Below are 25,163 nucleotides of genomic sequence, written 5' to 3'. Positions count from 1 at the left end.
TCCGCCGTTGCGGCAAGGGCTTGCGCAGTTTCAGTCGTAGGTCCGCTGATCCTCGATCACCAGCCCGTCGCGCGGCAGTGCGCCCGGCGGCACCAACTCGACCTTGCCTTTCAGCTTCAGCACCTCAGCCACGCTGCCCTCAAAGGCGGCGGCATCGCCACTGTCTGTCTCGATTCGCACGGTCATCATGTCCATCTCACCCTCGCGGGTGGCGACGACACGCGCGCGCGCGATCTCGGCGTGTTTGGCCACCAGTTGGGCGACTTGCTCGGGGCGCACAAACATCCCCTTGATCTTGGTCGTCTGGTCGGCGCGGCCCATCCAGCCCTTGATGCGTGCATTGGTCCGCCCGCAGGGGCTTTCCCCTGCCATCAGGGCACTCAGATCGCCGGTGGCAAAGCGGATCAGCGGGTAATCGGGGTTGAGCGAGGTCACGACCACTTCGCCCACCTCGCCCTCAGCCACCGGGTCGCCGGTGCCGGGGGTCACGATCTCGACGATAACGTGTTCATCCAGAATCATGCCCTCCATCGCCGGACTCTCATAGGCGACGTTGCCCAGATCGGCAGTGGCGTAGCATTGAAGACATTGGATGCCGCGATCCGAATAATACTGGCGCAGCGATGGAAACAGCGCACCACCGCCAACCGCCGCCCGTGTGATCCCCAGCGACAGGCCCAGTTCATCCGCCTTTTCAAGGATCAGCTTCAGGTAATCCGGCGTCCCGGCATAGGCAGTCACGCCGATGTCATGCGCCGCGCGCGCTTGCAATTCGGTCTGGCCGGTACCTGCGGGCAACACCGTGGCCCCCACAGCCCGCGCGCCAGATTCAAAGATCATGCCAGCTGGTGTCAGGTGATAGCCGAAACAGTTCTGCACAATGTCGCCCGGTCCAATCCCTGCGGCGTTCAGAAACCGACCCATCCGCCACCAGTCGGGACTGATGCCCCCCGGCTCATAAATCGGTCCCGGGCTTTGAAACACATGCGCGATATTCGACACCGGCAGCCCGCCAAACGGCGGCTCGGCGGCCTGTTTCGCCACCAGATCGGACTTGCGCAACACCGGCAGGGCCGCCAGCCCGTCCAGAGCCTCTAGCCGGTCGATGCCGTATTTGGCCAGCTGCGCATTCAACGCCTCAAGGTGCGCGGCCGCACGCGCGTCCCGGCTGCGGGTTTCCAGCGCGTCGAAATAGGTGCTCATCAAGCTCTCCTTCGGAATTCTTCGCCACCCGGCCCCATTGCCGGTCCTAGCCTGATTGTCTGTCGGCCCTGCAGGCGCGCCCGGCGCGACTTTGGGGTCGTTGTTTTGAAACAAGGCATTGGTGCGGATCGAAAAGATGCGGTCGGAGCATGACGACCCGGCTGCGACAAGCAGGGGTGGCATCGCCACGGCAGGCTGAGGTCCAGACACCCTGCCCCGCGCCCATTTGGTCCAATCTCACCGCACAACAGGCATTGAGTTACTCCGCAGGCCAGCGAAAGGGTTCCAGAACGTTGACCACATGGGTGGTCAACAAGACGATCTCTGTGCCGCCGATGTTGCGTAGCCCGCCATGCATCTCACCGGCGGAGAAAAACAGCACGTCGCCCTCGGCATATTCGACCTCTTGCCCATCGCTCAGCAGAACCGTTCCGCCCTGCAACACCACCGCATGCTCATCGCCCGGATGATTGTGTTCGACCACAGCGCCGCCCGGTTTCACCGTCACGCGGGAAATCATCACCTTCATGTCGGGCGCGTCGGACACTGGCTGTTCCTGCAGGATCTCACGCAGGACCAGATCACTGGCAAACGCAGGGGCCGCGGCCCAAAGGACCACACAGGCAACGGCAAAACGGATCATCACTTCATTCCTTTCAAATAAGGGACTTCTCAGGCCAGCCACCGCTTGCGGCGACGATAAGAGCGCACATCGCGAAAGGATTTTCGGCCCTCGTCGGACATGCCGAGGTAGAATTCCTTGACGTCCGGGTTTTCCCGCAACTCCTTTGCAGGGCCTTCCATCACCACCCGGCCATTTTCCAGAATGTAGCCACTGTGGGCATAGCGCAGCGCGACGTTGGTGTTCTGTTCGGCCAACAGGAAAGAGACGCCCTCGTTCTCATTCACCGATTTCACGATCTCAAAAATCTGTTCGACCAGTTGCGGCGCCAGCCCCATCGACGGCTCATCCAGCAACACCGTTTCTGGACGGCTCATCAGCGCGCGGCCAATCGCCGTCATCTGCTGCTCGCCGCCCGAGGTATAGCCGGCCTGCGACTTGCGCCGCTCTTTCAGCCGGGGAAAGTAATTATAAACCATCTGGAGATCCGCCTCGACGGCGCCCTTGCCGTCCTTGCGCGTATAGGCGCCGGTCAGCAGGTTTTCCTCGACGGTCAGGTGTTCGAAACAGTGACGACCTTCCATCACCTGAATCACGCCGCGCTTGACCAGTGCCGCTGGTTCCAGATCCTGCACCGCCTCGCCCTTGTAGATGATCGACCCTTTGGTGACTTCGCCCCGTTCAGAGTGCAGAAGGTTGGAAATCGCCTTCAACGTTGTTGTCTTACCCGCGCCGTTGCCCCCCAGCAGGGCGGTGATCCCGCCCTTCTTGACGTTCAGGCTCACGCCTTTCAGCACAAGGATGACGTGGTTATAGATCACCTCGACGTTGTTGACCTCAAGAAGCGTCTCATCCGTTCGCGCCGCATCCAGCATCGACTTGTCCTCACACCCCGGGGCGTTTTGCAGCCCCTTCAGCTTCTTCTTGGTGAAAATACCCAAATCTCCCCGGCGACACATGTGCCGCCGGGAAGGCGTTCAGATCAGCCTTCGCAGCCTTCGGCCATCGGCCAAGGCGCGTTTGCGTCGGCGTAATCCTTGGCGTTCTGCTGTGCCAGTTCGGTGTATGCCGCAACGTTGGCGGTCAGGTGTTCGCTGACCTTGACGAACTTTTCGCCGTCCCATTCCAGCATCCAGCCACCCGAATGGCCGGTGTGGTTGGAACACGAGGTGGCAAAGGGCGGCACCATGCCGGTCAGGCCCAGTTCCTCGATGCGGGCCTCTGTCATGTTGATGTTTTCCAGACCCCAGCGCAGTTGCTCGGCGTTGATCTCTGCAACATCATATTCCGCCTGAGCCACCCGGATGCCCTCGGCAAGAATGGCCGAGATGATGATGCCGCGCGAATAGAACACGCCTTTCATCTCTGTCTCGTCGGTCTTGGACAGACCGGCGTCGATCACATGCTTCTTGATATCCGCCATGACGGGCGCATCCAGATTCGGGAACGACCAGCTGATCGATTTGTAGCCTTTGCCGGCCTCGCCAACGATGGCCAGATCCGCGTCATGCCCGGACCACCAGACACCCAACATGTTTTCCATCGGGAACTTGGTCTTGACCGCTTCGGTGATGGCACCCGCGTTCATCGCGCCCCAGCCCCACATCACGACATAGTCGGGACGCATCCGGCGGATCTGCAACCACTGCGCCGACTGGTTCTGCATTTCCTTTAGGCCAACCGGGATCGGATTGAGGGTAAAGCCCTTCTCTTCGGCAAGTGCCTCAAGCACCGGCAGGGGTTCCTTGCCGAACGGGTGATCCAGATGCAAGAAGGCGATGGTCTTGCCGTCCAGCGACTCCATCCCTTCGAGGTACTGGATGATCATGTCGGCGGCATCCCAGTATCCGGCGGGCGTATTGTAGGCCCACTGGAACACCTTGCCGTCCATCATCGGGCTAAAGCCATAGCCCGACGCCAGGATCGGGATCATGTCGACGTTGGTCTTGGGCAGCACCTGCAGGGTGATGCCGGTCGACCAAGGCTGTGTCACGATCGCCTTGCCCTTGGTCTTTTCATAACATTCCACGCCCTTTTCGGTGGAGTAACCGGTTTCACATTCCTCGGCGTTGACCATGACGCCGCCGATGCCGCCGTCGCGGGCGTTCAGCATCGCCATATAGTCCGACTGACCGTTCATCAGCGGGATGCCGGTCGCGGCAAACGGCCCGGTCCGATAAGCAAGGTTCGGGGTATACAGTTCCTGCGCCTGCGCCGCGCCTGCGGTCAAGGCCGCCAGAACGCCGGCAAAGGCCAGTTTGGTAAATTGTTTCATGTCTTTCCTCCCTTGGAATGTCTCATATCACTGTCTGTTTTGGTCTTTTTTTGTTGGGCCTCCCCCTTAGTAGGGGAATGGCCAGAGGATCAGTTTCTCGCGCAGCAGCCGCCAGAGTTGCGCCAGCCCGTGCGGCTCGACGATCAGGAAAAACACGATCAATGAGCCGACGATCATGATGTTAAGATGTTCCACCATGGACGACGAGATTGGTATGCCTAGCGTTTCGGGCAGCAGGTTCAGCACCACCGGCAGGCCGACAATCAGGATCGCGCCCAGATAGTTGCCCATGATCGACCCAAGGCCGCCGATGATCGCAATGAACAGGATCCGGAACGACAGCGGAATATCGAACAGGTTCGGTTCCGCCGCGCCGCGCCACATGAACACAAACAGCGCCCCCGCCACGCCCACCACATAGGACGAGATAGCAAAAGCCGTCAGCTTGGACCGCATCAGGTTGATGCCAATCAGCTCGGCGGCAATGTCCATGTCGCGCGTTGCCTTCCACGTCCGGCCCAGATTGCCGCGTGTCAGGTTGATGCACAGCCATGTCAGCAGACTGACGATGAACAGCACCACATAGTATTGAACAATCGAATCCGCCTGAGGGCCGGACACATACAGGCCAAAGATGTCCAGGTTCGGCACCTGGATCGCGCCCGAGGCGTTGTAGTTGTACAGCCAGGCCCATTTCTCGAACAGCCAGACCAGAAAGAACTGCGCTGCCAGCGTGGCAATCGCCAGATAGAACCCCTTGATCCGCAGGCTGGGAATACCGAACATCACCCCCACACCGGCGCTGAAAAAGCCCGACAGCAGGATCGCCACAATCGGGTTCATCCACGGCATGAGGGTGATCATCTTGTAGCAGGCATAGGCCCCGACCCCCATGAAGGCAGCCGTGCCCAGCGACAGCTGCCCGGCATAGCCCGTCAGGATGTTCAGGCCCAAGGCGGCCAGCGAATAGATCAGGATCGGGATCAGCAGCGTCTGAAAGGTGAACTCGCTCGCTGTCAGCGGAAAGATCACCCAGACAAACAGCAGGATGATGCCCAGCAGAACGGCATCCTGCCGGACCGGAAACAGCGCCTGATCGGCCTCGTAACTCGTCTTGTACTGTCCTGCGGTGCGATAGAGCATCCGCCCCTCCCTTTACCTTCATCCGCGTTCGATGCGCGGCACTTTTCGTCGCTCGCCCCCAGGTGACCGGTCAGGCCGCCTTTGGGCAGGAATTCACCAGCGCCGCCTCAGCGGTCTTTGTCCCCGTCACGCCGCCTGGGCGTGCCCACTCCCCACATCTGGGTCATCGCCTTCAGCGTGGCCGTGGTCATATCGACAGAGGCGGTCATCATCGTGTTCATCGCCTCCACCTGCGCCTTCAACAGCCCCTGCGCGATCTCCTGCGGGTCGGCGGGCTCTCCCAGACCGTTGGCCCCGCGCGCCAGATCAGCGACCTCAGGACCGCTGCGTTCGGCACGCCGCGAAGACGTTTCCTTGCCCCTTGGTCTGGCCATCTCAGCCCTCCACACTTTCGTCGGCGTCGAACCGCGGGCGGCTCCTTGTCGGCTTGGCATAACCTGTCCGCTCGGAATGCCGCACCAGCCAGAAATACGCCCACATGCCCAGCGCCCCACCCGCCGCCGCCAACAGCAGCGCGATGGTCATGCGGCCCTCTGCCTCGGGATTGGTGGTCAGCGCCAGATACCCAAAGGCCCAAAAACCGGCCCATGCGACGACGTTCAGAATGGCAATCAGTTTCGGCATCTCGTTTCGTTCCTCGTGGCACAGCCGATTCAGGCTGTCGTAGCGCGGGGGTCCCCGCCGCAGTCTGATGTGGCGGCGCGCCCCGCGCCGCCCTACACCCTTTCGATGATGCGTTCCCCGAACAGTCCCTGCGGCCGGAACAGCAGCACGATCAGCGCCAGAACAAAGGCAAACCAGGTCTCTGTATTGCCGCCGAGGATCGGCTGGCCCCAATAGATCTCGAACAGCTTTTCCGACAGGCCGATCATCAACCCGCCGATGATCGCCCCGGTGATCGACTCCAGCCCGCCCAGCATCAGCACCGGCAACGCCTTGTAGGCGATCACTTCCAACGCAAAGGACACCCCGGCCCGCGCACCCCAGGCAATGCCCGTGACCAGCGCAATGATGCCCGCGATGAACCAGACCAGAACCCAGATCGTCTGGAGAGAGATCCCCACCGACAAGGCCGCCTGATGGTCGTCGCCCAGCGCCCGGATCGCCCGGCCCATCTGGGTGTAGTTCAGGAACGCAAGCAGCGCGCCCACCAGCACCACCGCCACACCGACCACCGTGATGTCGAGGTGCTGCAGGATCAGCAATCCGCCCCACGGCTCCAGCACCGTGTCGCCGGTGGGAATGCCCAGCTCTGCCGAAATCATCTGCTTGTTTTCACCGCCAAAGATGATCTCACCCAGTCCGATCAGGAACAGGGTGATGCCGATGGTCGCCATGAACAGAATGATGTCCGGCTGCCCCACCAATGGGCGCAAAACGATCCGCTCGATACTGACCGCCAGCACAAACATCACGCCCAGCGTCAGCACCACAGAGATCCACGCCGGAATGCCAAAACTGTGCAGCCCCACCAGCGTCAGCGCGGCGAACACCACCATGATGCCTTGAGCAAAGTTGAAGATGCGGCTGGAACGATAGATCAGGACAAAGCCCAGTGCGATCAGCGCATACAGCACCCCCGACACCAGCCCCTCCCACAGCACCTGCAACAGGAAATCCGGCGCGGCGACCATGTCGACAAACGGCGCGATAAAGATTTGATTCAGTAGGTCCATGGTGCCCCGCCCCTCAGGTCATGCCGCGCGCGTGATGCGCATGGGTTGTGCATGCCGTGTGCATGTTTGATGCATCGTGATTTTCCATCAGTGCGGCACCCCCAGATAGGCGTCGATCACGTCCTGATTGCCCCGCACCTCATCGGGCGTGCCGTCACCGATCTTCTTGCCGTAATCCATCACAACAACCCGGTCCGACAGATCCATGACCACACCCATGTCGTGTTCAATCAGGCAGATCGTGGTGCCAAACTCGTCGTTCACGTCCAGGATAAAGCGGCTCATGTCCTCTTTTTCCTCGACATTCATGCCCGCCATCGGCTCATCCAGCAGCAGGATCGACGGCTCCGCCGCCAGCGCGCGCGCCAGCTCTACCCGTTTTTTCAAACCATACGGCAGACGCCCGACCGGCGTCTTGCGGATCGCCTGAATCTCAAGAAAATCAATGACTTTCTCGACGATCTCACGGTTTTTCATCTCTTCGTTCCGGGCCGGTCCCCACCACAGTGCCTGTGCCGGAATTGAGGCGTTCATATGCGTCAAACGCCCGGTCATGACGTTGTCCAACACCGTCATGCCTTCAAACAGCGCGATGTTCTGGAACGTCCGCGCCACACCCATCCGTGCCACCTCATAGGGCTTCATCGGGGGGCGCTTTGCCCCTTTGTACCAAACCTCGCCAACCGTCGGTGTATAAAACCCCGAGATCACATTGAGCATTGACGATTTGCCCGCGCCATTGGGCCCGATGATCGCCCTGACCTCACCTTCCCGGACATCAAAAGAGATGTCAGAGATCGCCGTAACCCCGCCGAATTTCAGGGTAATATTCTTCATCTCCATCAGCACGCCGCCAATCTGGCGCCCGTCCGCGGTGACGTATCCTTGCGAGTCCTTCACACGACGTCCCCCAGCTTTTTCTTGGTCCAAATACTCATGCCGACCACTGCCAAATCCACGCGTTCCGAACTGAAACGCCTTGCGGGATGGTGGGCGGGGCGATTTGCGCCGTAGGCGCAGGAGCGTCCGACCATCATTCCGCCGCCACTTTCGCGGGCACAACCGGCACCACCTTGGCATCGCGGATCTGCAACGTTGCCTTGATCTTTCCCTTGCGGCCATCCTCATAGGTGACTTCGGTCTCGGTATAGATTTCGTCCGATCCGTCGTACAAAGCCCCCACCAGATCAGCGAATTTCTCCCCGATGATCTTCCGGCGCACCTTGCGGGTGCGGGTCATCTCACCGTCATCGGCGTCCAGTTCCTTGTGCAGAATCAGGAACCTGTGCACCTGACACCCCGACAACATGTCGTCCTGTGCCACACTGACGTTGACCTCTTCCACATGGGCTTGCACCATCTCCAACACGCGCGGATGCTGCGCCAATTCCTGATAGCTGGCGTAAGCGATATTGTTGCGCTCCGCCCAATTGCCCACCGCCGTCAGGTCGATGTTGATAAAGGCAGTGCAGCGGTCGCGCCCCGCCCCAAAGACGACCGCCTCCAGAATGTTGGGGTAAAACTTCAGCTTGTTCTCGACGTATTTCGGAGCAAATAGCGCGCCATCCGCCATTTGGCCCACGTCCTTGGCCCGGTCGATGATCCGCAGATGGCCGGTTTCGGGATCGATGAACCCGGCATCGCCCGTCGCCACCCAACCCTCGGGATCTTTGGTCTCTGCCGTGCTTTCGGGGTTCTTGTAGTACTCCACAAAGGTACCCGGAGAGCGGTAAAAGACCTCACCATTCTCGGCAATCCGCAGTTCGACACCCGGCGCGGGCACGCCCACCGTGTCCGAACGGACCTCACCGTCCGGCTGTACCGTGATGAAAACGCTGGCTTCGGTCTGGCCGTAGAGCTGTTTCAGATTGATGCCCAACGCTCGCCAGAAATCAAAGATTTCCGGTCCGATCGCCTCACCTGCGGTATAAGCCACCCGCACCCGCGTCATGCCCGCGCGGTTGCGTAGTGGACCGTAGACCACAACCTGACCCAGCGCATATTTCAGCCGGTCCATCAGGCCGACAGATTTGCCGTCAAGGATCTTGGGGCCGACGACTCGTGCATGTGCCATGAAACTATCAAAAAGCCACTTCTTGAACCGGCCCGCATCCTCCATCCGGATCAGGATTGCGGTGATCCGCTCTTCGAAATAGCGCGGCGGGGCAAAGAAATAGCTGGGCCCGATCTCATGCAGATTTTCGTACATGGTCTGCGGCGCTTCGGGGCAATTCACGCAGAAACCAGTCCAATAGGCCTGTCCGACAGAAAAGATGAAATCGCCCACCCAGGCCATGGGCAGATAGGCCAAAACGGAATCCGTGCGCCGCAGATTGTCGAACTCTGAAGTGGACTTCGCGCTTTCGATGATATTGCGGTTCGATAGAACAACGCCCTTGGGTTTGCCCGTGGTGCCGCTGGTGTACAGCATCACGCAGGTGTCGTCGTAGCCAAGCTTGTCGCGTCGCCGGTTCAGCTCGGCAATAAATTCATCCCGGGCGGCGCGCCCCTGATCCTGAACATGGCTGTATTCATGCAGATGAGCGTGATCATATTTCCGCATGCCGCGCGGATCGACATAGATCAGGTGTTCGAACTGATGCAGATCATCCTGCACCTCGATCACCTTGTCGGCCTGTTCCTGATCCGCGACGACTGCAAAGCGTGCGCCGCAATGACCCAGCACATATTCCATCTCTTCGGCAACGGCGTCTTGATACAGTGGCACCGGGATCGCGCCCACGCTTTGCGCGGCGACCATCGACCAGTATAGCGTGGGCCGGTTGCGTCCGATGACAGCGATAAAATCGCCCTCATTGACGCCCAGATTCAGCAGGCCCAGCGCGAACGCCTCTATTTCCTTCTCGGTTTCGGCCCAGGTCCAGCTTTGCCAGATCCCGTATTCCTTCTCCCGGTACGCGGGTGCCGAGCCGAACTGAGTGGCATTGCGGTGCAACAGTGCCGGAAATGAGCGCAGACCCTCTACGCCCTCAGCCATATATGCCAAGTCTTTTCCTCCCCATGCCGGTCCCCCGACATCCCATGTGGCCCACTCTTCCGGGCCGACCGCTGTTCGCCGCGATTCTACTCCCATTTGGGCAAGGCTCAGCCTCGCGGTCAACTTTTTCCTGAGGTTTTCCGAATCCTTACGAATTGTAACATCTGCAAAATGTCTGACCCGCCCGCCCCTTGGTCAGGCCCCTTTCCCCTGCCCCGCAACCTCCGCTAGATTGCCCCGCAGAGGAGATCCCATGACACCGAACGCCCTCACGCAGGCCGGGCTGAACCTGATCGGTCAGGGCCTGACCATATACGACAGCGACCTGCGCCTTGCCGTGTGCAACGCGCCGTTTGCCGAGATGTTCGACCTACCCAACCGGCTCACCACCCCCGGCGCCAGCTTTGAGGACACCATCCGCCACCTTGCGGAACGCGGCGAATACGGCCCCGTCGGGGATCTAGAGGAGTTTGTCCGCACCCGAGTCGAGATCGCCCGCGCGTTCGAGCCGCATTATATGGAACGCCCCCGCGCCAATGGCCGTATGATCAGCGTCGAGGGCGCGCCACTGCCGCAGGGCGGCTGGGTCACGGTCTACACCGACATCACCGAAACCAAGACGCAGGAGCAGCTTCTGCGGACCCGTTCGGAATTGCTGAGCGAAGAGGTGCTGAAACGCTCCGAAGAACTGGCCCGCACCAACCGCCGCCTTGCCGCGGCCAACAAGGCGCTGGAAGAGGCCCGCCGCGTGCTGGCCGAGGCAGAGGCCCGCACCCGCACCACCACCGAAATGATGCCCGCCCATATCGCCCGCGTCGATGCCGGGGGGCACTATACCTTCTCCAACAACCGGCTGAGCGATGTGATGCCGGGACGCCCTTCTGCCATCGTGGGCAAACACATCGCCGACGCGCTTGGCCCACAGGCCTTTGCCAGCGTGCGCCCGCATCTTCAGGCCGCCCGCGACGGATGCCAGTCGGCCTTTGAGTTCACCGACGAAATGTCCTCGCGCCGGATCCGCAGCGTCTTTACCCCCGACCCGCTGGAACCGGGCGTCTACATCATGACACAGGACGTCACGCAGGAAACGCAGGCCCGCGCTGCGCTGCAACAGACCCGCCGCCGCGAAATTGCCGCCCAGCTGACCTCGGGCCTCGCGCATGATTTTTCCAACCTGCTGACGATCATCCTTGGCATGCAGTCCAAACTGCACCGGATGAGCCTTGGCCCAGAGGCGGAACCGATGATCTCGGCCACGCTCTCGGCGGCGCAGCGCGGCGGACGGCTGCTCGACCGGATCGCCAACATGACCAGCGCGCGCGGCTGGCGACCCGCGCCGTTGTCCTTGCCCACCTTCCTTGAGGAATTGCGCACCCTCGCCACGCCCTCGTTGCCCGGAGGCATCACCATCACCATCGACGACGCCACCCAAGGCCCGGTCATGGCCGACGCCGGGCTGTTGCAAGACGCGCTGCTGAACCTCATCCTGAACGCCCGCGACGCCTGCGGCCCCGCAGGCACCATCCACATCAGCACGGGCGAAGTGCTGGACACATGGCTGGACATCTCCGTCGGGGACAGCGGGCCGGGCTTTTCCGACGCCGCGCTGGAACACGGGGCAGAGCCGTTTTTCACCACCAAGGGCGGCGAGGGCTCTGGCCTCGGCCTTGCCATGGTCTACGACATGACCAAGCTGGCCGGGGGGACCATGCGCATGGCCAACACCGACACAGGCGCGCGCGTCTCTCTGCGCCTGCCCCTGCGCCGCGCCAAACCCGCACCGCTGCCCGACACCGGCCTTGTCCTGCTGGTCGAGGACAGCGCCGACCTGCGCGAAACCATCCGCGAAATGCTGACAGCCATGGGCTTTTCCGTGGTCGAGGCCGTCTCGGTCGAGGAGTCCTGCGCCCTTGCCGACGGCTTGCCCGACATCGCCCTGATCCTCAGCGACATCTCGCTGGAGGGCGATACGCCCGGTCTGGCCCTCGCCGACCGCCTGCCGCATCTGCCGATCCGCTTCATGACCTCGCTCCTTGCTGATCACCCGCTGCATGTGCAGGCCTGCCATCGCGGCCCGGTCTTGCCCAAACCCTTTACCGCTGCAGACCTCGCCGCCTTCCTTGGGCAACCAGCCCTTCCTGCGACCGCGCAATTCGGCTAACCCCATCCCATGACCAGCCCCCTTGTCACCATCCTCGACGACGAACCCGCCATCCGCGAGATGCTGGCAGAGGCTTTGGCAGAGGCCGGGTTTCGCACCCTGTCCTTTGGCCGCGCGACGGAATTTGAGGCCGCGCTGCGCCGTGCGACCCCCGATGTCTGCCTCGTCGATCTCGGCCTGCCGGACCGCGACGGGCTGACACTGGTCCACCGTCTTGCGCTGGAACAGGGCGCGACGGTCATCATCATCTCTGGCCGGGCACAGGTACAGGACCGGGTGACCGGGCTGGAACTGGGGGCGGATGACTACATCATCAAGCCTTTCGATCCGGCAGAGGTCGTCGCTCGCATCCGGGCCCGCCTGCGCGGCCGCGCCCGCGCCGCCACATCGTCAGACACCGCCCGTTTCAACGGCTGGACCGCCCATTTCGACCGCTACATGCTAGAGGACGAGACCGGGACCGAGACCGCCTTCAGCCATGCCGAGGGCGAAGTGCTGCGGCTGTTTCTGGAAAGTCCCAAACGCCTGATCAGCCGCACCCACATGCAGGAAAGCCTTGGCGGGGCCGCCGGCGAAAGCTTTGACCGGGCGATGGATGTGCGCATTTCGCGCCTGCGCACGAAACTGCGTGAAGATCCCAAGAACCCGCGCCTGATCAAGACGATCTACGGTGCTGGATATATTTTTCTGGGCGATGTCAACTGGGGGTGAACCGCCCGGCTGTCATCTGATCCCGCTATGGTCCGGCAAAGCTGTAATCGGCAGAAACACCCAAAATCTGATGCACAAAGGGCAGCACAGAAACCGCCACCACGCCCACAACCGCGCCGATCCCCAACCGGATCGGGGCGGTCCCCAGACTGGGACCGGCCAAACCCAACAGTCCGCAAACAGCGGCGTAGAAAACAAGTGATATCGGGTCCATAGCTGTGCCTCCCTGCCGGTCAGCCTAACCCAGCCCCGGCATTGAGGGAACGGTGGAATTCACCACCGCCGAGCTCTCATCCGTGCCACCGCTCACCCTGCAATCCGTGTCACCGCTCCGGCCAGCACCTTCAGCCCCGTCACTAGATCCGCCTCATCCGTATCCTCTGCGAAATCGTGACTGATCCCGCCAATGGATGGTACAAACACCATGGCCGCAGGCATCATCCGCGCCATGTTCGACGCGTCGTGCAACGCACCAGAAGGCATGACCCGCCAACGCCCCGGCACCTCCGCCTCTGCCGCCTCTGACAATGCCGCGCGGAACCCCGCATCCATCGCCACCGGCGCAATCCCCAACATTGGCCCGGTGCTCATTTCCAGACCGCGCGTCGCCGCCACTTCCTGCGCCGTCTCGCGAATGATCGCCTCCATCCGGTCCAACCGCCCGGCATCGCCGTCCCGCCACTGCATCGAAAACTTCACCTTGCCGGGCACGATGGAATGCGCGTTCGGCAGCAGGGTCACATGGCCGATGGTCCAAACCGTCGCTGGGGTCACGACATTCCGCAGCCGGTCGTTCAGCAGCGCGTTAAACGCGGACAAGGCCTGAAACGCATCCTTGCGCAGCGCCATAGGCGTGGTCCCCGCGTGGTTCTGCTGGCCCTCAAAAGTGATGACCATATCGCGAATGCCAACAATCGCCTCAACCACCCCGACAGCCTCTCCCGAGGTATCCATCACCGGCCCCTGTTCGATATGCATCTCCAGAAACCCGGTGAACCGCGCCGGGTCCAGCCAATCCCCCAGCCGGTCGCCCATCGCCGCTCGCGCCTGCGGCAGCGTCACCCCCTGCGGATCGACCAAGCTGTCCAGCCTGTCGCGCGCCAATGCCCCGGACCAGGCCGCACTGCCGGTGGTCACGCCAAACCGGCCCTCTTCATCCTGAAACGACACGCAGGACACCGGCGGTCCACCTGCCTCGCGCGCCGCACGCGCCACCTCCAGCGCCGCGATCACGCCCAAGGCCCCGTCCAGCCAGCCGCCCTCGGGCTGGCTGTCCGAATGCGACCCCAACAACAAGGACGGCCCCTCACACAGACCAAACACCGACCCCATCGGATCGACCTGCACTGACAAATCAGCGGCCTTCATCCGTCCCGCCAACCAGTCCCGCGCCGCAATATCCGCCTCGGAATAGGCCGGGCGCACCACCCCCTTGCCCACCCCGGACGCACCAAAGCGACGCAGATCGTGCAGATCTTTCAAAAAGCGGTCCGGATTCACGGGAATAGTCATGCAAGTCTCCTACAGACGTCGCCGCAGGCACAGCCCCGCAGCTTCTTCTCTGCAAAAGTACTCCCAATCCTGCCCCGAAACATCAAGCCATCAGACCGGAACCGGGCACAACACCCGCCCCAATCGGCCCGAGGCGAAGGCCGCAGGCCACAGCCGAGACAACCAGCGCGCGCCCTTGGGCGCGCCCCTTTGGATCACTCTGCCGCAACCGGCGCCGCGCCCGCCTTTTCGACCCGTACGGCGGAGAACTTGAACTCGGGGATCTTGCCAAAGGGGTCCAGCGCCGGGTTGGTCAGGATATTGGCCGCCGCCTCGACATAGGCGAAGGGCAGGAACACCATATCCGGGGCCACCGCTCGGTCCGCCCGTGCCATGACCTCGACCGATCCGCGCCGGGTCGTCAGACGCACATGCCCCCCCGGCTCCACCCCCAGCTTGCGCAGGGTCGACGGGTGCAGGGAACAATTTGCCTCCGGCTCCATCGCATCCAGAACACTGGCCCGCCGCGTCATCGACCCCGTGTGCCAGTGTTCCAGCTGCCGCCCCGTGGTCAGGATCATCGGAAAACTGTCGTCGGGCATCTCGGCGGGCGGTGTCACCCGCGCGGGTGTGAACTTGGCCCGCCCGGCGCGGCGCGGAAAGCCATCGCCGAACACCACCGCCTGCCCCGGATCATCCGGGCCGCTACAGGGATAGGTGACGGCAGATTCCGTCTCCAGCCGCTTCCAGGTGATGTGATGCAACGATCGCATCGACATCTTCATCTCGTCAAAAATCTCACGCGGATCGTCGTAATCCCAGTCCAGCCCGATGCGCCGCGCCAGATCAACGATGATCTGCCAATCCTCGCGTGCCTCGCCCGGCGGGTTCACCGCCTTGCGCACCATCTGCACCTGACGGTTGGTGTTGGTCACAGTGCCGGTCTTTTCGGGCAGCGCCGAGGCCGGCAGGATCACATCGGCATAGTTCGCCGTTTCGGTCAGGAAAATATCCTGCACCACCAGATGATCCAACTGCGCCAGCGCCTTGCGGGCATGTTCCACATCCGGATCGCTCATCGCCGGGTTCTCACCCAGAATATACATGCCCTTGATCTCACCGCGATAGACGCGGTCCATGATCTCGACCACGGTCAGGCCGGGCGCGGCCTGAATCTCGGTGCCACGCCAGATGTGCTTGAACAGCTCGCGCACTTCGCCGTCCGTCACCGGCTGGTAATCGGGCATCACTTGCGGGATCAGACCGGCATCCGACGCGCCCTGCACGTTGTTCTGCCCGCGCAGCGGGTGCAGGCCGGTGCCCGACCGTCCCACCTGTCCACACAGCAGCGCGAGTGAGATCAGACAGCGCGAGTTGTCGGTCCCGTGAATATGCTGGCTGACACCCATCCCCCAAAAGATCATCGCCCGCTGCGCGCCCGCATAGCTGCGCGCCACGGTCTTGATCGTCTCGGCATCAATCCCGCAAAGCTCGGACATGCGCTCGGGCGTAAAGGCGCGGATGTGGTCGCGGAATTCAAAGAACCCCTCGGTGAAGCCCTCGATATACTGCCGGTCGTACAGCTTTTCCTCGACGATCACGTTCATGATCGCGTTCAGCAGCGCCACATCGGTGCCGGGGCGGAACTGCAACATGTGTTTGGCGTGCCGCTTCATCGCGGTGCCGCGCGGGTCAAGGATAATCAACTCACCGCCGCGCTTGGTGAACTGCTTGAAGTAGGTCGCCGTGACGGGGTGGTTCTCGGTCGGGTTGGCACCAATCACAATCGCCAGATCGGCGTTTTCGATCTCATTAAAGCTTGCCGTAACCGCACCTGACCCCACGTTCTCCATCAAGGCCGCCACGGACGACGCATGGCACAGCCGCGTGCAGTGATCGACGTTGTTGTGGCCAAAGCCCTGCCGGATGAACTTCTGGAACAGATAGGCCTCTTCGTTGGTGCATTTGGCGCTGCCAAAGCCCGCAACAGAGGTGCCACCGTAATAGCTGCGCAGATCGCCCAGACCGTGCGCCGCCTTTTCCATCGCCTCTTCCCATGTCGCCTCACGAAAGTGCGTCCACGGATTGTTGGGATCGACGTTCAGACCCTTTTCCGGCGCATCGCTGCGGCGGATCAGCGGTTTGGTCAGCCGGTGAGGGTGGTGGATATAGTCAAACCCAAACCGCCCCTTGACGCACAGCCGCCCCTCGTTCGCGGGGCCATTGATGCCCTCGACGTTCCGAACCTTGCCGTCCTTGACCTTGACCGACACCTGACAGCCAACACCGCAGAACGGGCAGACCGATTTCACCTCTTCGTCGAAATCCTTGCTGTCGCCCACCTGCGCCGCGTTCAGCACGGTGGACGGCATCAAGGCCCCGGTCGGACAGGCCTGCACGCATTCGCCACAGGCCACGCAGGACGATGCGCCCATCGGATCATCCAGATCAAACACCGGGTAGGCATCATGCCCGCGCCCGGCCATGCCGATCACGTCGTTCACCTGTACCTCGCGGCAGGCGCGCACGCACAAACCGCACTGGATACAGGCATCCAGATTGACCTTCATCGCGATATGGCTGTCGTCCAGCAGCGGAATGCGGTCTGCCTCCAGCGTCGGAAAGCGCGACTCTGAAACACCGTTCGCTTCGGCCATGTCCCACAAATGTGAGGACTTGTCGTGCGCCGCGTCCCGCTCTGGCTGATCCGCCAGCAGCAATTCCATTACCATCTTGCGGGCGTTTTCGGCGCGCGTGGTGGCGGTCTTGACCACCATGCCATCCTGCGGCTCGCGGATGCAGGAGGCGGCCAAAACGCGCTCGCCCTCGATCTCGACCATGCAGGCACGGCAGTTGCCGTCGGGGCGATATCCCTTTTGCGGCGTGTGACACAGATGCGGGATCTTGAGACCGCGGCCGTTGGCCACCTCCCAGATCGTCATGCCTTGCTGCGCTTCGACCTCTTGGCCGTCGAGCGTGAATCGAATGGTATCGGACATGCGCGTCTCCCGTCTTCTGCGCTCAGTTAAAGCATGGGACAGGCCGGTTCCGCCGGTCAATCCCGACAGGATCGCGTGATTTTGCGGCCCCTCGGTTTCCGATCCGACACAGGCCGCTCTGAAATACCCCGGCGTGTCCGCAGAGATGAACAGGCGGACCTGCGCGTCTCCGCACCAAACCCCTTCGCGTCTTCGGGCTTATCGGGGCGGGCGGGATGCGCCGTCTTTGAGGACAAAGGAGACAACAGATGCCCGCACATCCCGACACCCGCATTGGCCACGTTCACCTGAAAGTGACCGACCTTAACCGCTCCATCGCCTTTTACCGCGATGTGATCGGGCTGGAGGTGACGCAAACCTATGGCGCACAGGCCGCGTTTCTGTCCGCTGGTGGCTATCACCACCACATCGGATTGAACACATGGCACAGCCGGGGCGGCCCGCGTCCCGATCCGCGCGCGCCCGGCCTGTATCATACCGCCTTTGTCTACCCCGACCGCGCCGCGCTGGCGCAGGCCCTCAGAACCGCCATAGATGCGGGTGTCGAGATCGAAGGCGCCGCCGATCATGGCGTGTCAGAGGCCATCTACTTCTCCGATCCCGATGGCAATGGCATCGAGATTTACCGCGATCGCGCACCCCAAGACTGGCCCCGCGATGCACAGGGAACCCTGCAAATGGTCAACGCGCCGCTGGACCTGCAAGCGCTGCTGGCAGAGGCCAACTAACGGCTCTGGACCTTCGCCGTCACCGCGCCTAGCCTGCCGCCGAAGAGACAAAAAGGACACTCCATGGCGACCGGCACCAATATCCGTACCTATTTCAACGGCACATGGCATGAGGGCGACGCAATGATCATGCGCGCCGGGGATCATGGTGCCTGGCTGGGCTCTTCGGTCTTTGACGGCGCGCGCTATGTTCAGGGCGTCACGCCGGATCTGGACGCCCATTGCGCCCGCGTGAACCGCTCTGCCGAGGCGCTGATGCTGCGCCCCACCGTCGAGGCCAGCGAGATGGTACAGATCGTCGAGGAGGGGCTGAAGGCCTACGCCCCGGACGCCGCCGTCTACATCCGCCCGATGTATTGGGGCATTGACGGCGATGCCACCGCCATCGTGCCGCAACCCGACAAGGCCGGCTTTGCCCTGTGTCTTGAGGAAATTCCGATGGCCCCCGACACCGCCAGCGCCACGCTGGGGCACACCCGGTTCCGCCGTCCGGTGCTGGAAAGTTCTGTCGTCAACGCCAAGGCCGGATGTCTGTATCCCAACAACGCCCGAATGTTGGCCGAGGTGCGCGCCCGTGGCTTTGCCAATGCTCTTGTGGCCGATGCACTGGGCAATGTCGCCGAAACCGCCACCGCCAACATTTTCATGGTGCGCGACGGCGTGGTCTTTACCCCCGTCCCCAATGGCACCTTTCTGTCGGGCATCACCCGCGCGCGTCACATCACCAATCTGCGCGCCGACGGCGTCGAAGTGCGCGAGACGGTGCTGAGCTTTGAGGATTTCAACGCCGCCGATGAGGTCTTTATGTCCGGCAACATGAACAAGGTCACGCCCGTTACCGCGTTCGAGGACAAATCCTATCAGGTTGGCCCCCTCACCCGCCGCGTGCGCGAGATGTACTGGGACTGGGCGCACAGCGGCTGATCGCTGGACAGCCCGCCCCCGCTCTGCCACGATCCCTCTCAGGAGAGACCCCATGCGCAAGTTCCTTGTCGTCCTCGACGACAGCCGAGAGTGCCTGAACGCCATGCGCTTTGCCGCCATGCGCGCCGCCAAGTCGGGCGGTGGTGTGGCGATCCTTGCCGTCATTCCGCCGGATGAGTTCAACCACTGGATCGGCGTCGGCGACATCATGCGCGAAGAGGCCCGTGAACGCATCCACGCCCATTTCGAAGTGTTCGCCAAATGGATGCGTGACAAACAGGGCGTCGATCCCGAATTGGTGATCCGTGAGGGCGATCCGGTCAGCGAGATCCTGGCCCAGGTCCAGGACGATCCCGAAATCGGCTTGCTGGTTCTGGGTGCTGCGGTCGACAAGAAAGGCCCCGGCCCACTGGTCAGCCACATGACACGCAGTGCAGGCTCTTTGCCGATCCCCGTTACCGTTGTGCCCGGTGACCTGTCCAAGGACAGGCTCGAGGCGATCACCTGACCGCAGCGGCCCGACCGGCGCACACCGGAAAACGCCGCATTGCGGCCCCTTTGCCGATGCACTGACCGGTTCGGATCGGACAGACCACTGCACCAACGGCCCCGAAACACCCCAAGCGCCGCCGGAGAGGTATCTCTGCGCGCATTCAGTTTAGAATCGTTCCAATCCTTGACGCCCGCACCTTGGGGGCGCATATAGGAACCATCCAGAAAAGGGTGATCCAAGATGTTCATTCAGACCGAATCCACGCCCAACCCCGCCACCCTTAAATTCCTGCCCGGTCAGACCGTGCTGGAAATGGGCACCGCGGACTTCCCCGCGCCCGAGGCCGCCGCCGCCTCGCCGCTGGCACAGCGTCTTTTCGCGGTCGAGGGCGTCTCCGGCGTCTTCTTCGGCAATGATTTTGTCACCGTGACAAAAAACGACGCGTCGGATTGGGACCACCTCAAACCCGCGATCCTTGGCGCGATCATGGAGCACTTCCAGTCCGGCCAGCCGGTCATGATGGACGGCGCCGCTCAGGCAGGTGGCCATGCCGCGCATGATGGCGAGGACTCCGAGGTTGTCGGCCAGATCAAGGAACTGCTGGACAGCCGCGTGCGTCCTGCCGTGGCTCAGGATGGCGGCGACATCACCTTCCACGGCTTTGACCGTGGCGTGGTCTACTTGCACATGCAGGGCGCCTGCGCGGGCTGCCCCTCATCGACGCTGACGCTCAAGATGGGGATCGAGAACCTGCTGCGCCACTACATCCCCGAAGTGACCGAGGTCCGCCCCGTCGCAGTCTGACCGATGATGGCCTGCACGACGATACAGTTAAAAGGGCGCTGCTGTTGCGGCGCCCTTTCGCAATCTCCGGACGGCCTGCCATACGGACATGCCTCGGACACCCTCTGCCCGGACACACTCTGGATGCCCACATGACCCTCATCCTTGGCTTTGACACCTCTGCTGCCCATGTCGGGGCGGCGCTGTTTGACGGATGCGATGTAATCGCCGCCGCGCATGAGGACATGGCGCGCGGACAGGCGGAACGCCTGATCCCCCTGCTGACAGAGGTGCTGGCCGACGCGGGCCTTGGCTGGGATGATCTGGATGCTATTGGCGTGGGTGTCGGTCCCGGCAATTTCACCGGTGTTCGCATTTCGGTGGCTGCGGCCCGCGGGCTTGCCCTGTCGCTGGGGGTTCCGGCGGTCGGTGTGTCGCTGCTGGAGGCCGCCGCACTGGACACCCCCGGCCCGGTGCTGTCCTGTCTCACCGCCCCCCGTGATCAGGCCTATGTGCAATCGCAGATCATGTCCACCGTCGTGCCCGCGCAACTGATCGCCATCTCCGCGATCCCGACAAACTGGGCCCAGCCGGGCCTGACCTGCGTCGGCTCCGCCGCCGAGGGTGTCGCGGCCCACCTTGGCGTCACCTGCGCCCCGGCACGCTATGCCCCTGCCTCTGCAGTGGCGCGCATCGCCGCATCCCGCTGGCGCGAGCCCGCCCCGCGCCCTGCGCCGCTGTACCTCAAGCCAGCGGATGCCGCCCCATCGCGTGACGCGCCGCCGGTGATTCTGGATGACGCCTGAAGCCCTCGCAGCCCTCACCCACCGCGCCTACCGCCACCTGACCCCGTGGAGCGCCGCGCAATTTTCCCAATCCCTGTCCAACCCGCACAGCCTGCTGGCGACGACAGAGCACGCCTTTGTGCTTGGCCAGATCATCGTCGATGAGGCCGAAATCCTCGCTCTGGCCACCGATCCTGACAGGCAACGCACGGGCGAGGCATCGCGCGCCCTGACCGCCTTTCACACACAGGCCGCCGCGCGCGGGGCGACACGCGTGTTCCTTGAGGTCGCCGCCGCCAATGACGCGGCCCGCGCCTTTTATTCCGGGCAGGGATATACCCGCGTCGGCCTGCGCCGCGCCTACTATCCGCGCCCCGACGGCACCCGCGATGATGCCGTAATCATGTCCCGCTCTTTGCCCTGACGTCAGGCCTTTGGCATTGGTCCCTCTGCAAAAACCGGTTGACCCCCCCTGCCCCCTGCGGCTTTCATTGCCGCATCATAAACAGACCGGGCGGAAAATCTGCCCGTCACACCAGGGAGCCTTCCATGACCTTCTTTGCCAAGACCCTCGGCACCGTCGCCGCATTGGCCCTCAGCGCCGGCGCGGCAGTTGCGGACGCGGCGCTGATCTATGACCTCGGCGGCAAGTTCGACAAATCCTTCAACGAGGCCGGTTTCAATGGTGCCGAACGGTACAAGGCCGAAACCGGCGGCAACTACCGCGACATCGAACTGCAGTCCGAAGTCCAGCGTGAGCAGGCTCTGCGCCGCTTCGCCGAGGCCGGTTTCAACCCGATCGTGACCACCGGCTTTTCGATGTCCACGCCGATCACCGCCGTGGCACCCGAGTATCCGGACACCAAATTCGTCACCATCGATGGCTACGTCGACCCCGAGGCGCACCCGAACGTGCTGTCGGTCCTGTTTGCCGAACATGAGGGCAGCTACCTTGTCGGCATGATGGCGGCGATGGCCTCCGAATCCGACACCGTCGGCTTTGTCGGCGGCATGGACATCCCGCTGATCCGCAAGTTTGCCTGCGGCTATGCGCAGGGCGTGCTGGCCGTCAAACCGGATGCCAAGGTCATTTCCAACATGACCGGCACCACACCCGCGGCATGGAATGACCCGGTCAAGGGTTCGGAACTGGCCAAAGCGCAGATTTCGCAAGGCGCGGACGTGATCTATGCCGCCGCCGGTGGCACCGGTCTGGGTGTGCTGCAAACCGCCGCCGATGAGGGTATCCTGTCCGTCGGCGTCGACAGCAACCAGAACTACCTGCACCCCGGTTCGGTTCTGACCTCGATGCTCAAGCGCGTCGATGTCGCCGTGTTCGATGCCATGTCGGCCGGCCCCGATCTGGAAACCGGCGTGATCGCGCTGGGTCTGGCCAACAACGGCGTCGGTTACGCGCTGGACGACAACAACGCCGATCTGGTCAGCGACGAAATGAAAGCCGCCGTGGATGCCGCGCGTGAGCAGATCATCGCGGGCGAAATCTCGGTCCACGACTATTCGTCGGACGACGCCTGCCCGGTTCTGAACTTCTGATCCCGCATTTCTCCGGGCGCATCACGCGCCCGGAGAGACAATACCGAGGGGCCACAGCCATTGCGGCCCCTCTGCCTTTGCCTGCGAAAGCCGCAATGATATGACCGACACCCCCGCCATCGAACTCAAGGGCATCTCCAAGGCCTTTGGTCCCGTGCAGGCCAACAAGGACATCGCGATCCGCGTGATGCCCGGCACGATCCACGGCATCATCGGCGAAAACGGCGCGGGCAAATCCACCCTGATGTCGATCCTCTACGGCTATTACAAAGCCGACAAAGGAGAGATCTTCATCAACGGCAAGCTGACCCAGATCCCCGATAGCCAGGCCGCGATCAGCGCCGGCATCGGCATGGTCTTTCAGCACTTCAAACTGGTCCAGAATTTTTCCGTCCTCGAAAACGTCATTCTGGGCGTCGAGGACGGGGCCCTGCTGCAAACCTCTCTGGCCAAGGCGCGCGGCGTACTCAAACATCTGGCCGAGGAATATGAACTTCAGGTCGATCCCGATGCCCTGATCGAGGATCTGTCCGTCGGCCATCAGCAACGGGTCGAAATCCTCAAGGCGCTCTACCGCGAGGCGGAAATCCTGATCTTGGATGAGCCGACCGGCGTGCTGACCCCCGCCGAAGCCGACCACCTGTTCCGTATCCTCGAAGGGCTGAAGCGTGAGGGAAAGACGATCATCCTGATCACGCACAAGCTGCGCGAGATCATGGAAATCACCGACACTGTATCGGTCATGCGCCGGGGTGAGATGACGGCGACGGTCAAGACGTCAGAAACCAGCCCCGAACAGCTGGCAGAACTGATGGTGGGCCGCAAAGTGCTGCTGCGAGTCGACAAGACCCCGGCCAAACCCGGCAAGCCGGTGCTGGAGGTCGAGAACCTGCGCCATGTCGATGAGGCCGGCGTCGAGCGGCTCAAAGGGATCTCGTTCACCGTGCGCGCCGGTGAGATCCTCGGACTGGCGGGTGTCTCTGGCAATGGGCAGACGCACCTGCTGCATGTGCTGGGCGGCTATGCCGACGCCACCGGCACGGTGCGCGTCAACGGGCAGGACATCGACCTGACCGGCAATCACTCGGACGGGCAAAGCCGCCGCGCACGCGGCATCGCCCACGTCCCCGAGGACCGCCACCACGAGGCGCTGATCCTGCCGTTCTCCGCTTGGGAAAACCTCGTCTTCGGCTATCACAACGACGCGGCCTACCAATCCGGTCCACTGATGAACAACGCCGCGATCAAGGAAGAGGCGGCGCAAAAGATGATGCGGTTCGACGTCCGCCCGCCGAACCCCAACCTCGCCGCGCGCAATTTCTCGGGCGGCAACCAGCAGAAAATCGTCCTCGCCCGCGAGATCGAACGCAATCCAGAGGTTCTGCTGATCGGACAGCCCACCCGCGGCGTCGACATCGGCGCCATCGAATTCATCCACCAGCAGATCGTCGCCCTGCGCGACAAGGGCAAGGCCATCCTGCTGGTCTCTGTCGAACTGGACGAAATCCTGTCCCTGTCGGACCGCATCGCGGTGATGTTCGACGGTGAGATCATGGGCGAACGACTACCGTCCGAGACCAACCAGACCGAACTGGGCCTGCTCATGGCGGGCGTGACAGAGATGCCCACCGACGACAAACCGCTGATCGACGTCGTGAACGAACAGCTCGAGGCAAAGAAACGGCGTGAGGAGGCGGCAAAGAATGGCTGACCTGCTGCGCGCCTGTCTCTTACCTGCGGTTCTGGCCGCGGCCCCCGCCATCGCGTCCGATGGCGTTTACGTGGCCTGTTCATTCGAAACCCTCCCCGATGTGGTCACCCACTACCCCTCTGACCCTTTGCAGGACGCGACTCTCAGGTTCGGTGGGCGGGCCCCGGTCACACTTCATGTCGGGCAGGGTCGACACCGATTTGAAACCGCCTCAGTCCAAGGCTACGGCCTAACCTTCGCCCCCCAGACCGGCATTCTACAGGTCAGTTTGGATGCACAGGTGCTCGCTGAAGAACAGGGGACCTGCCTGACCGTAAACGGCCCCGTTAATACCGCCCCGCTGCAGCTTGCCACGCCCACGCCCACGCCCACGCCCACGCCCACGCCCACGCCCACGCCCACGCCCACGCCCGAACCGGTGCAGGTCGATCCCGGCAAATGGCAAGTCTCCACTTCGGTGTCAAACTTTGACGACACCGCCACGGTTGTCCTGTCCCTGCCAGCTGAAAACGCGCTGTACGACCGGTTCGGTCAGACAAAATCCGCCGCCCTGTTCCTGCGCTGCAAGGAAAACACCACGGTTTTTTACGTCAACGCGGGCGGGTTCTTTCTGTCGGACATTCAGGGGCGGGACCGCGTCGACATGCGCGTGGATACGCAAAAGCCTTTTGTGAAGTCCATGAAGGTCTCGACGGACAACACAGCGCTTGGCCTGTGGAACGGTGGCGCCTCTATCCCGGTGATCAAGCAGTTGCTGGGAGGTGAGACATTGTTCCTGCGGCTGACGCCCCACAGTGAAAGCCCGCTGGAGATAGAATTCGACATACGCGGCCTTGAAGAGGCCCTGCGCCCGTTGACGGACGCATGTCATTGGTAAGGAAGAACAGAATGCCCAGAACCAACGCG

Annotated in this window: 24 protein-coding genes; 11 read left to right on the top strand and 13 right to left on the bottom strand. The window is 62.6% G+C overall.

Annotated elements, in window-relative coordinates; translation table 11 throughout:
- Positions 1–30: 30 nt before the first annotated feature.
- The 10 genes from ANTHELSMS3_RS09855 to ANTHELSMS3_RS09810 all read right to left on the bottom strand — a co-directional run bounded on the left by ANTHELSMS3_RS09855 (position 31) and on the right by ANTHELSMS3_RS09810 (position 9,917).
- Positions 31–1,203 carry a phenylacetate--CoA ligase family protein gene (locus ANTHELSMS3_RS09855; protein WP_094037039.1) on the bottom strand — a complete coding sequence of 391 codons (1,173 nt, stop codon included), beginning with the start codon at positions 1,201–1,203 and terminating at the stop codon, positions 31–33.
- Between the two features lie 259 nt (positions 1,204–1,462).
- On the bottom strand, positions 1,463–1,846 hold the full coding sequence (locus ANTHELSMS3_RS09850; protein ID WP_094034717.1) for a cupin domain-containing protein: 384 nt from the start codon (positions 1,844–1,846) through the stop codon (positions 1,463–1,465).
- A 29-nt stretch (positions 1,847–1,875) separates the two neighbouring features.
- A complete protein-coding gene (locus ANTHELSMS3_RS09845) occupies positions 1,876–2,700 on the bottom strand; it encodes an ABC transporter ATP-binding protein (RefSeq protein WP_094037038.1) in 825 nt (274 codons plus the stop codon).
- A gap of 107 nt (positions 2,701–2,807) precedes the next feature.
- A complete protein-coding gene (locus ANTHELSMS3_RS09840) occupies positions 2,808–4,100 on the bottom strand; it encodes an ABC transporter substrate-binding protein (RefSeq protein ID WP_094034716.1) in 1,293 nt (430 codons plus the stop codon).
- A 66-nt stretch (positions 4,101–4,166) separates the two neighbouring features.
- Positions 4,167–5,243, bottom strand: a complete 1,077-nt coding sequence (locus tag ANTHELSMS3_RS09835; protein ID WP_094034715.1) for a branched-chain amino acid ABC transporter permease — start codon at positions 5,241–5,243, stop codon at positions 4,167–4,169.
- 107 nt (positions 5,244–5,350) lie between these two features.
- On the bottom strand, positions 5,351–5,617 hold the full coding sequence (locus tag ANTHELSMS3_RS09830) for a hypothetical protein (protein WP_094034714.1): 267 nt from the start codon (positions 5,615–5,617) through the stop codon (positions 5,351–5,353).
- Position 5,618: 1 nt separating this feature from the next.
- Positions 5,619–5,867 (bottom strand): hypothetical protein, encoded by a 249-nt coding sequence (locus tag ANTHELSMS3_RS09825; protein ID WP_094034713.1) that lies wholly within the window; start codon positions 5,865–5,867, stop codon positions 5,619–5,621.
- A gap of 92 nt (positions 5,868–5,959) precedes the next feature.
- Positions 5,960–6,919, bottom strand: a complete 960-nt coding sequence (locus tag ANTHELSMS3_RS09820; RefSeq protein ID WP_094034712.1) for a branched-chain amino acid ABC transporter permease — start codon at positions 6,917–6,919, stop codon at positions 5,960–5,962.
- Positions 6,920–7,006: 87 nt separating this feature from the next.
- Positions 7,007–7,762, bottom strand: coding sequence for an ABC transporter ATP-binding protein (locus ANTHELSMS3_RS09815; RefSeq protein ID WP_094037037.1), 756 nt, complete (start codon positions 7,760–7,762; stop codon positions 7,007–7,009).
- Positions 7,763–7,952: 190 nt separating this feature from the next.
- A complete protein-coding gene (locus ANTHELSMS3_RS09810) occupies positions 7,953–9,917 on the bottom strand; it encodes an AMP-binding protein (RefSeq protein WP_094034711.1) in 1,965 nt (654 codons plus the stop codon).
- A 253-nt stretch (positions 9,918–10,170) separates the two neighbouring features.
- Here ANTHELSMS3_RS09810 and ANTHELSMS3_RS09805 point away from each other — a divergent pair, with 253 nt between their 5' ends.
- Complete coding sequence (locus ANTHELSMS3_RS09805; protein WP_094034710.1) at positions 10,171–12,078, top strand: PAS-domain containing protein; 1,908 nt, start codon at positions 10,171–10,173, stop codon at positions 12,076–12,078.
- A gap of 9 nt (positions 12,079–12,087) precedes the next feature.
- Positions 12,088–12,789, top strand: a complete 702-nt coding sequence (locus tag ANTHELSMS3_RS09800; RefSeq protein ID WP_094034709.1) for a response regulator transcription factor — start codon at positions 12,088–12,090, stop codon at positions 12,787–12,789.
- A 25-nt stretch (positions 12,790–12,814) separates the two neighbouring features.
- On the opposite strand, the gene ANTHELSMS3_RS09795 is transcribed toward ANTHELSMS3_RS09800, so the two are convergent.
- The 3 genes from ANTHELSMS3_RS09795 to fdhF form a co-directional block, all read right to left on the bottom strand.
- Positions 12,815–13,003 (bottom strand): hypothetical protein, encoded by a 189-nt coding sequence (locus tag ANTHELSMS3_RS09795; RefSeq protein WP_094034708.1) that lies wholly within the window; start codon positions 13,001–13,003, stop codon positions 12,815–12,817.
- A 92-nt stretch (positions 13,004–13,095) separates the two neighbouring features.
- Positions 13,096–14,295, bottom strand: a complete 1,200-nt coding sequence (locus tag ANTHELSMS3_RS09790; RefSeq protein WP_198319942.1) for a hydantoinase/carbamoylase family amidase — start codon at positions 14,293–14,295, stop codon at positions 13,096–13,098.
- 200 nt (positions 14,296–14,495) lie between these two features.
- On the bottom strand, positions 14,496–17,279 hold the full coding sequence (gene fdhF / locus ANTHELSMS3_RS09785; protein WP_094034706.1) for a formate dehydrogenase subunit alpha: 2,784 nt from the start codon (positions 17,277–17,279) through the stop codon (positions 14,496–14,498).
- Between the two features lie 248 nt (positions 17,280–17,527).
- On the opposite strand from fdhF, the gene ANTHELSMS3_RS09780 reads away from it, so the two are divergent.
- The 9 genes from ANTHELSMS3_RS09780 (at position 17,528) to ANTHELSMS3_RS25795 (ending at position 25,134) form a co-directional block, all read left to right on the top strand.
- Positions 17,528–18,007, top strand: a complete 480-nt coding sequence (locus ANTHELSMS3_RS09780) for a VOC family protein (RefSeq protein ID WP_094034705.1) — start codon at positions 17,528–17,530, stop codon at positions 18,005–18,007.
- A 63-nt stretch (positions 18,008–18,070) separates the two neighbouring features.
- Complete coding sequence (locus ANTHELSMS3_RS09775; RefSeq protein WP_094034704.1) at positions 18,071–18,931, top strand: branched-chain amino acid aminotransferase; 861 nt, start codon at positions 18,071–18,073, stop codon at positions 18,929–18,931.
- A gap of 52 nt (positions 18,932–18,983) precedes the next feature.
- Positions 18,984–19,439, top strand: a complete 456-nt coding sequence (locus ANTHELSMS3_RS09770) for a universal stress protein (RefSeq protein WP_094034703.1) — start codon at positions 18,984–18,986, stop codon at positions 19,437–19,439.
- Between the two features lie 225 nt (positions 19,440–19,664).
- Complete coding sequence (locus ANTHELSMS3_RS09765) at positions 19,665–20,228, top strand: NifU family protein (RefSeq protein WP_094034702.1); 564 nt, start codon at positions 19,665–19,667, stop codon at positions 20,226–20,228.
- A gap of 131 nt (positions 20,229–20,359) precedes the next feature.
- Complete coding sequence (gene tsaB, locus ANTHELSMS3_RS09760; RefSeq protein WP_094034701.1) at positions 20,360–21,013, top strand: tRNA (adenosine(37)-N6)-threonylcarbamoyltransferase complex dimerization subunit type 1 TsaB; 654 nt, start codon at positions 20,360–20,362, stop codon at positions 21,011–21,013.
- The gene (gene rimI, locus ANTHELSMS3_RS09755) at positions 21,003–21,416 is read left to right on the top strand and encodes a ribosomal protein S18-alanine N-acetyltransferase (protein ID WP_094034700.1); all 414 of its coding nucleotides are present in this window, start codon (positions 21,003–21,005) and stop codon (positions 21,414–21,416) included. The genes tsaB and rimI overlap by 11 nt, the downstream gene beginning before the upstream one ends.
- 125 nt (positions 21,417–21,541) lie before the next feature.
- A complete protein-coding gene (locus tag ANTHELSMS3_RS09750) occupies positions 21,542–22,546 on the top strand; it encodes a BMP family lipoprotein (protein ID WP_094034699.1) in 1,005 nt (334 codons plus the stop codon).
- A gap of 100 nt (positions 22,547–22,646) precedes the next feature.
- Positions 22,647–24,257 (top strand): ABC transporter ATP-binding protein, encoded by a 1,611-nt coding sequence (locus ANTHELSMS3_RS09745; protein WP_094034698.1) that lies wholly within the window; start codon positions 22,647–22,649, stop codon positions 24,255–24,257.
- Positions 24,250–25,134 carry a type VI secretion system-associated protein TagO gene (locus ANTHELSMS3_RS25795; protein ID WP_094034697.1) on the top strand — a complete coding sequence of 295 codons (885 nt, stop codon included), beginning with the start codon at positions 24,250–24,252 and terminating at the stop codon, positions 25,132–25,134. The genes ANTHELSMS3_RS09745 and ANTHELSMS3_RS25795 overlap by 8 nt, the downstream gene beginning before the upstream one ends.
- The last annotated feature ends 29 nt before the right edge of the window (positions 25,135–25,163 follow it).

This window comes from Antarctobacter heliothermus, from assembly GCF_002237555.1.
In the GTDB taxonomy this organism is placed as follows: Bacteria; Pseudomonadota; Alphaproteobacteria; order Rhodobacterales; family Rhodobacteraceae; genus Antarctobacter; species Antarctobacter heliothermus_B.
Note: the sequence above shows the minus strand (reverse complement) of the source record. Positions and strands in the feature narration are given on the sequence as shown.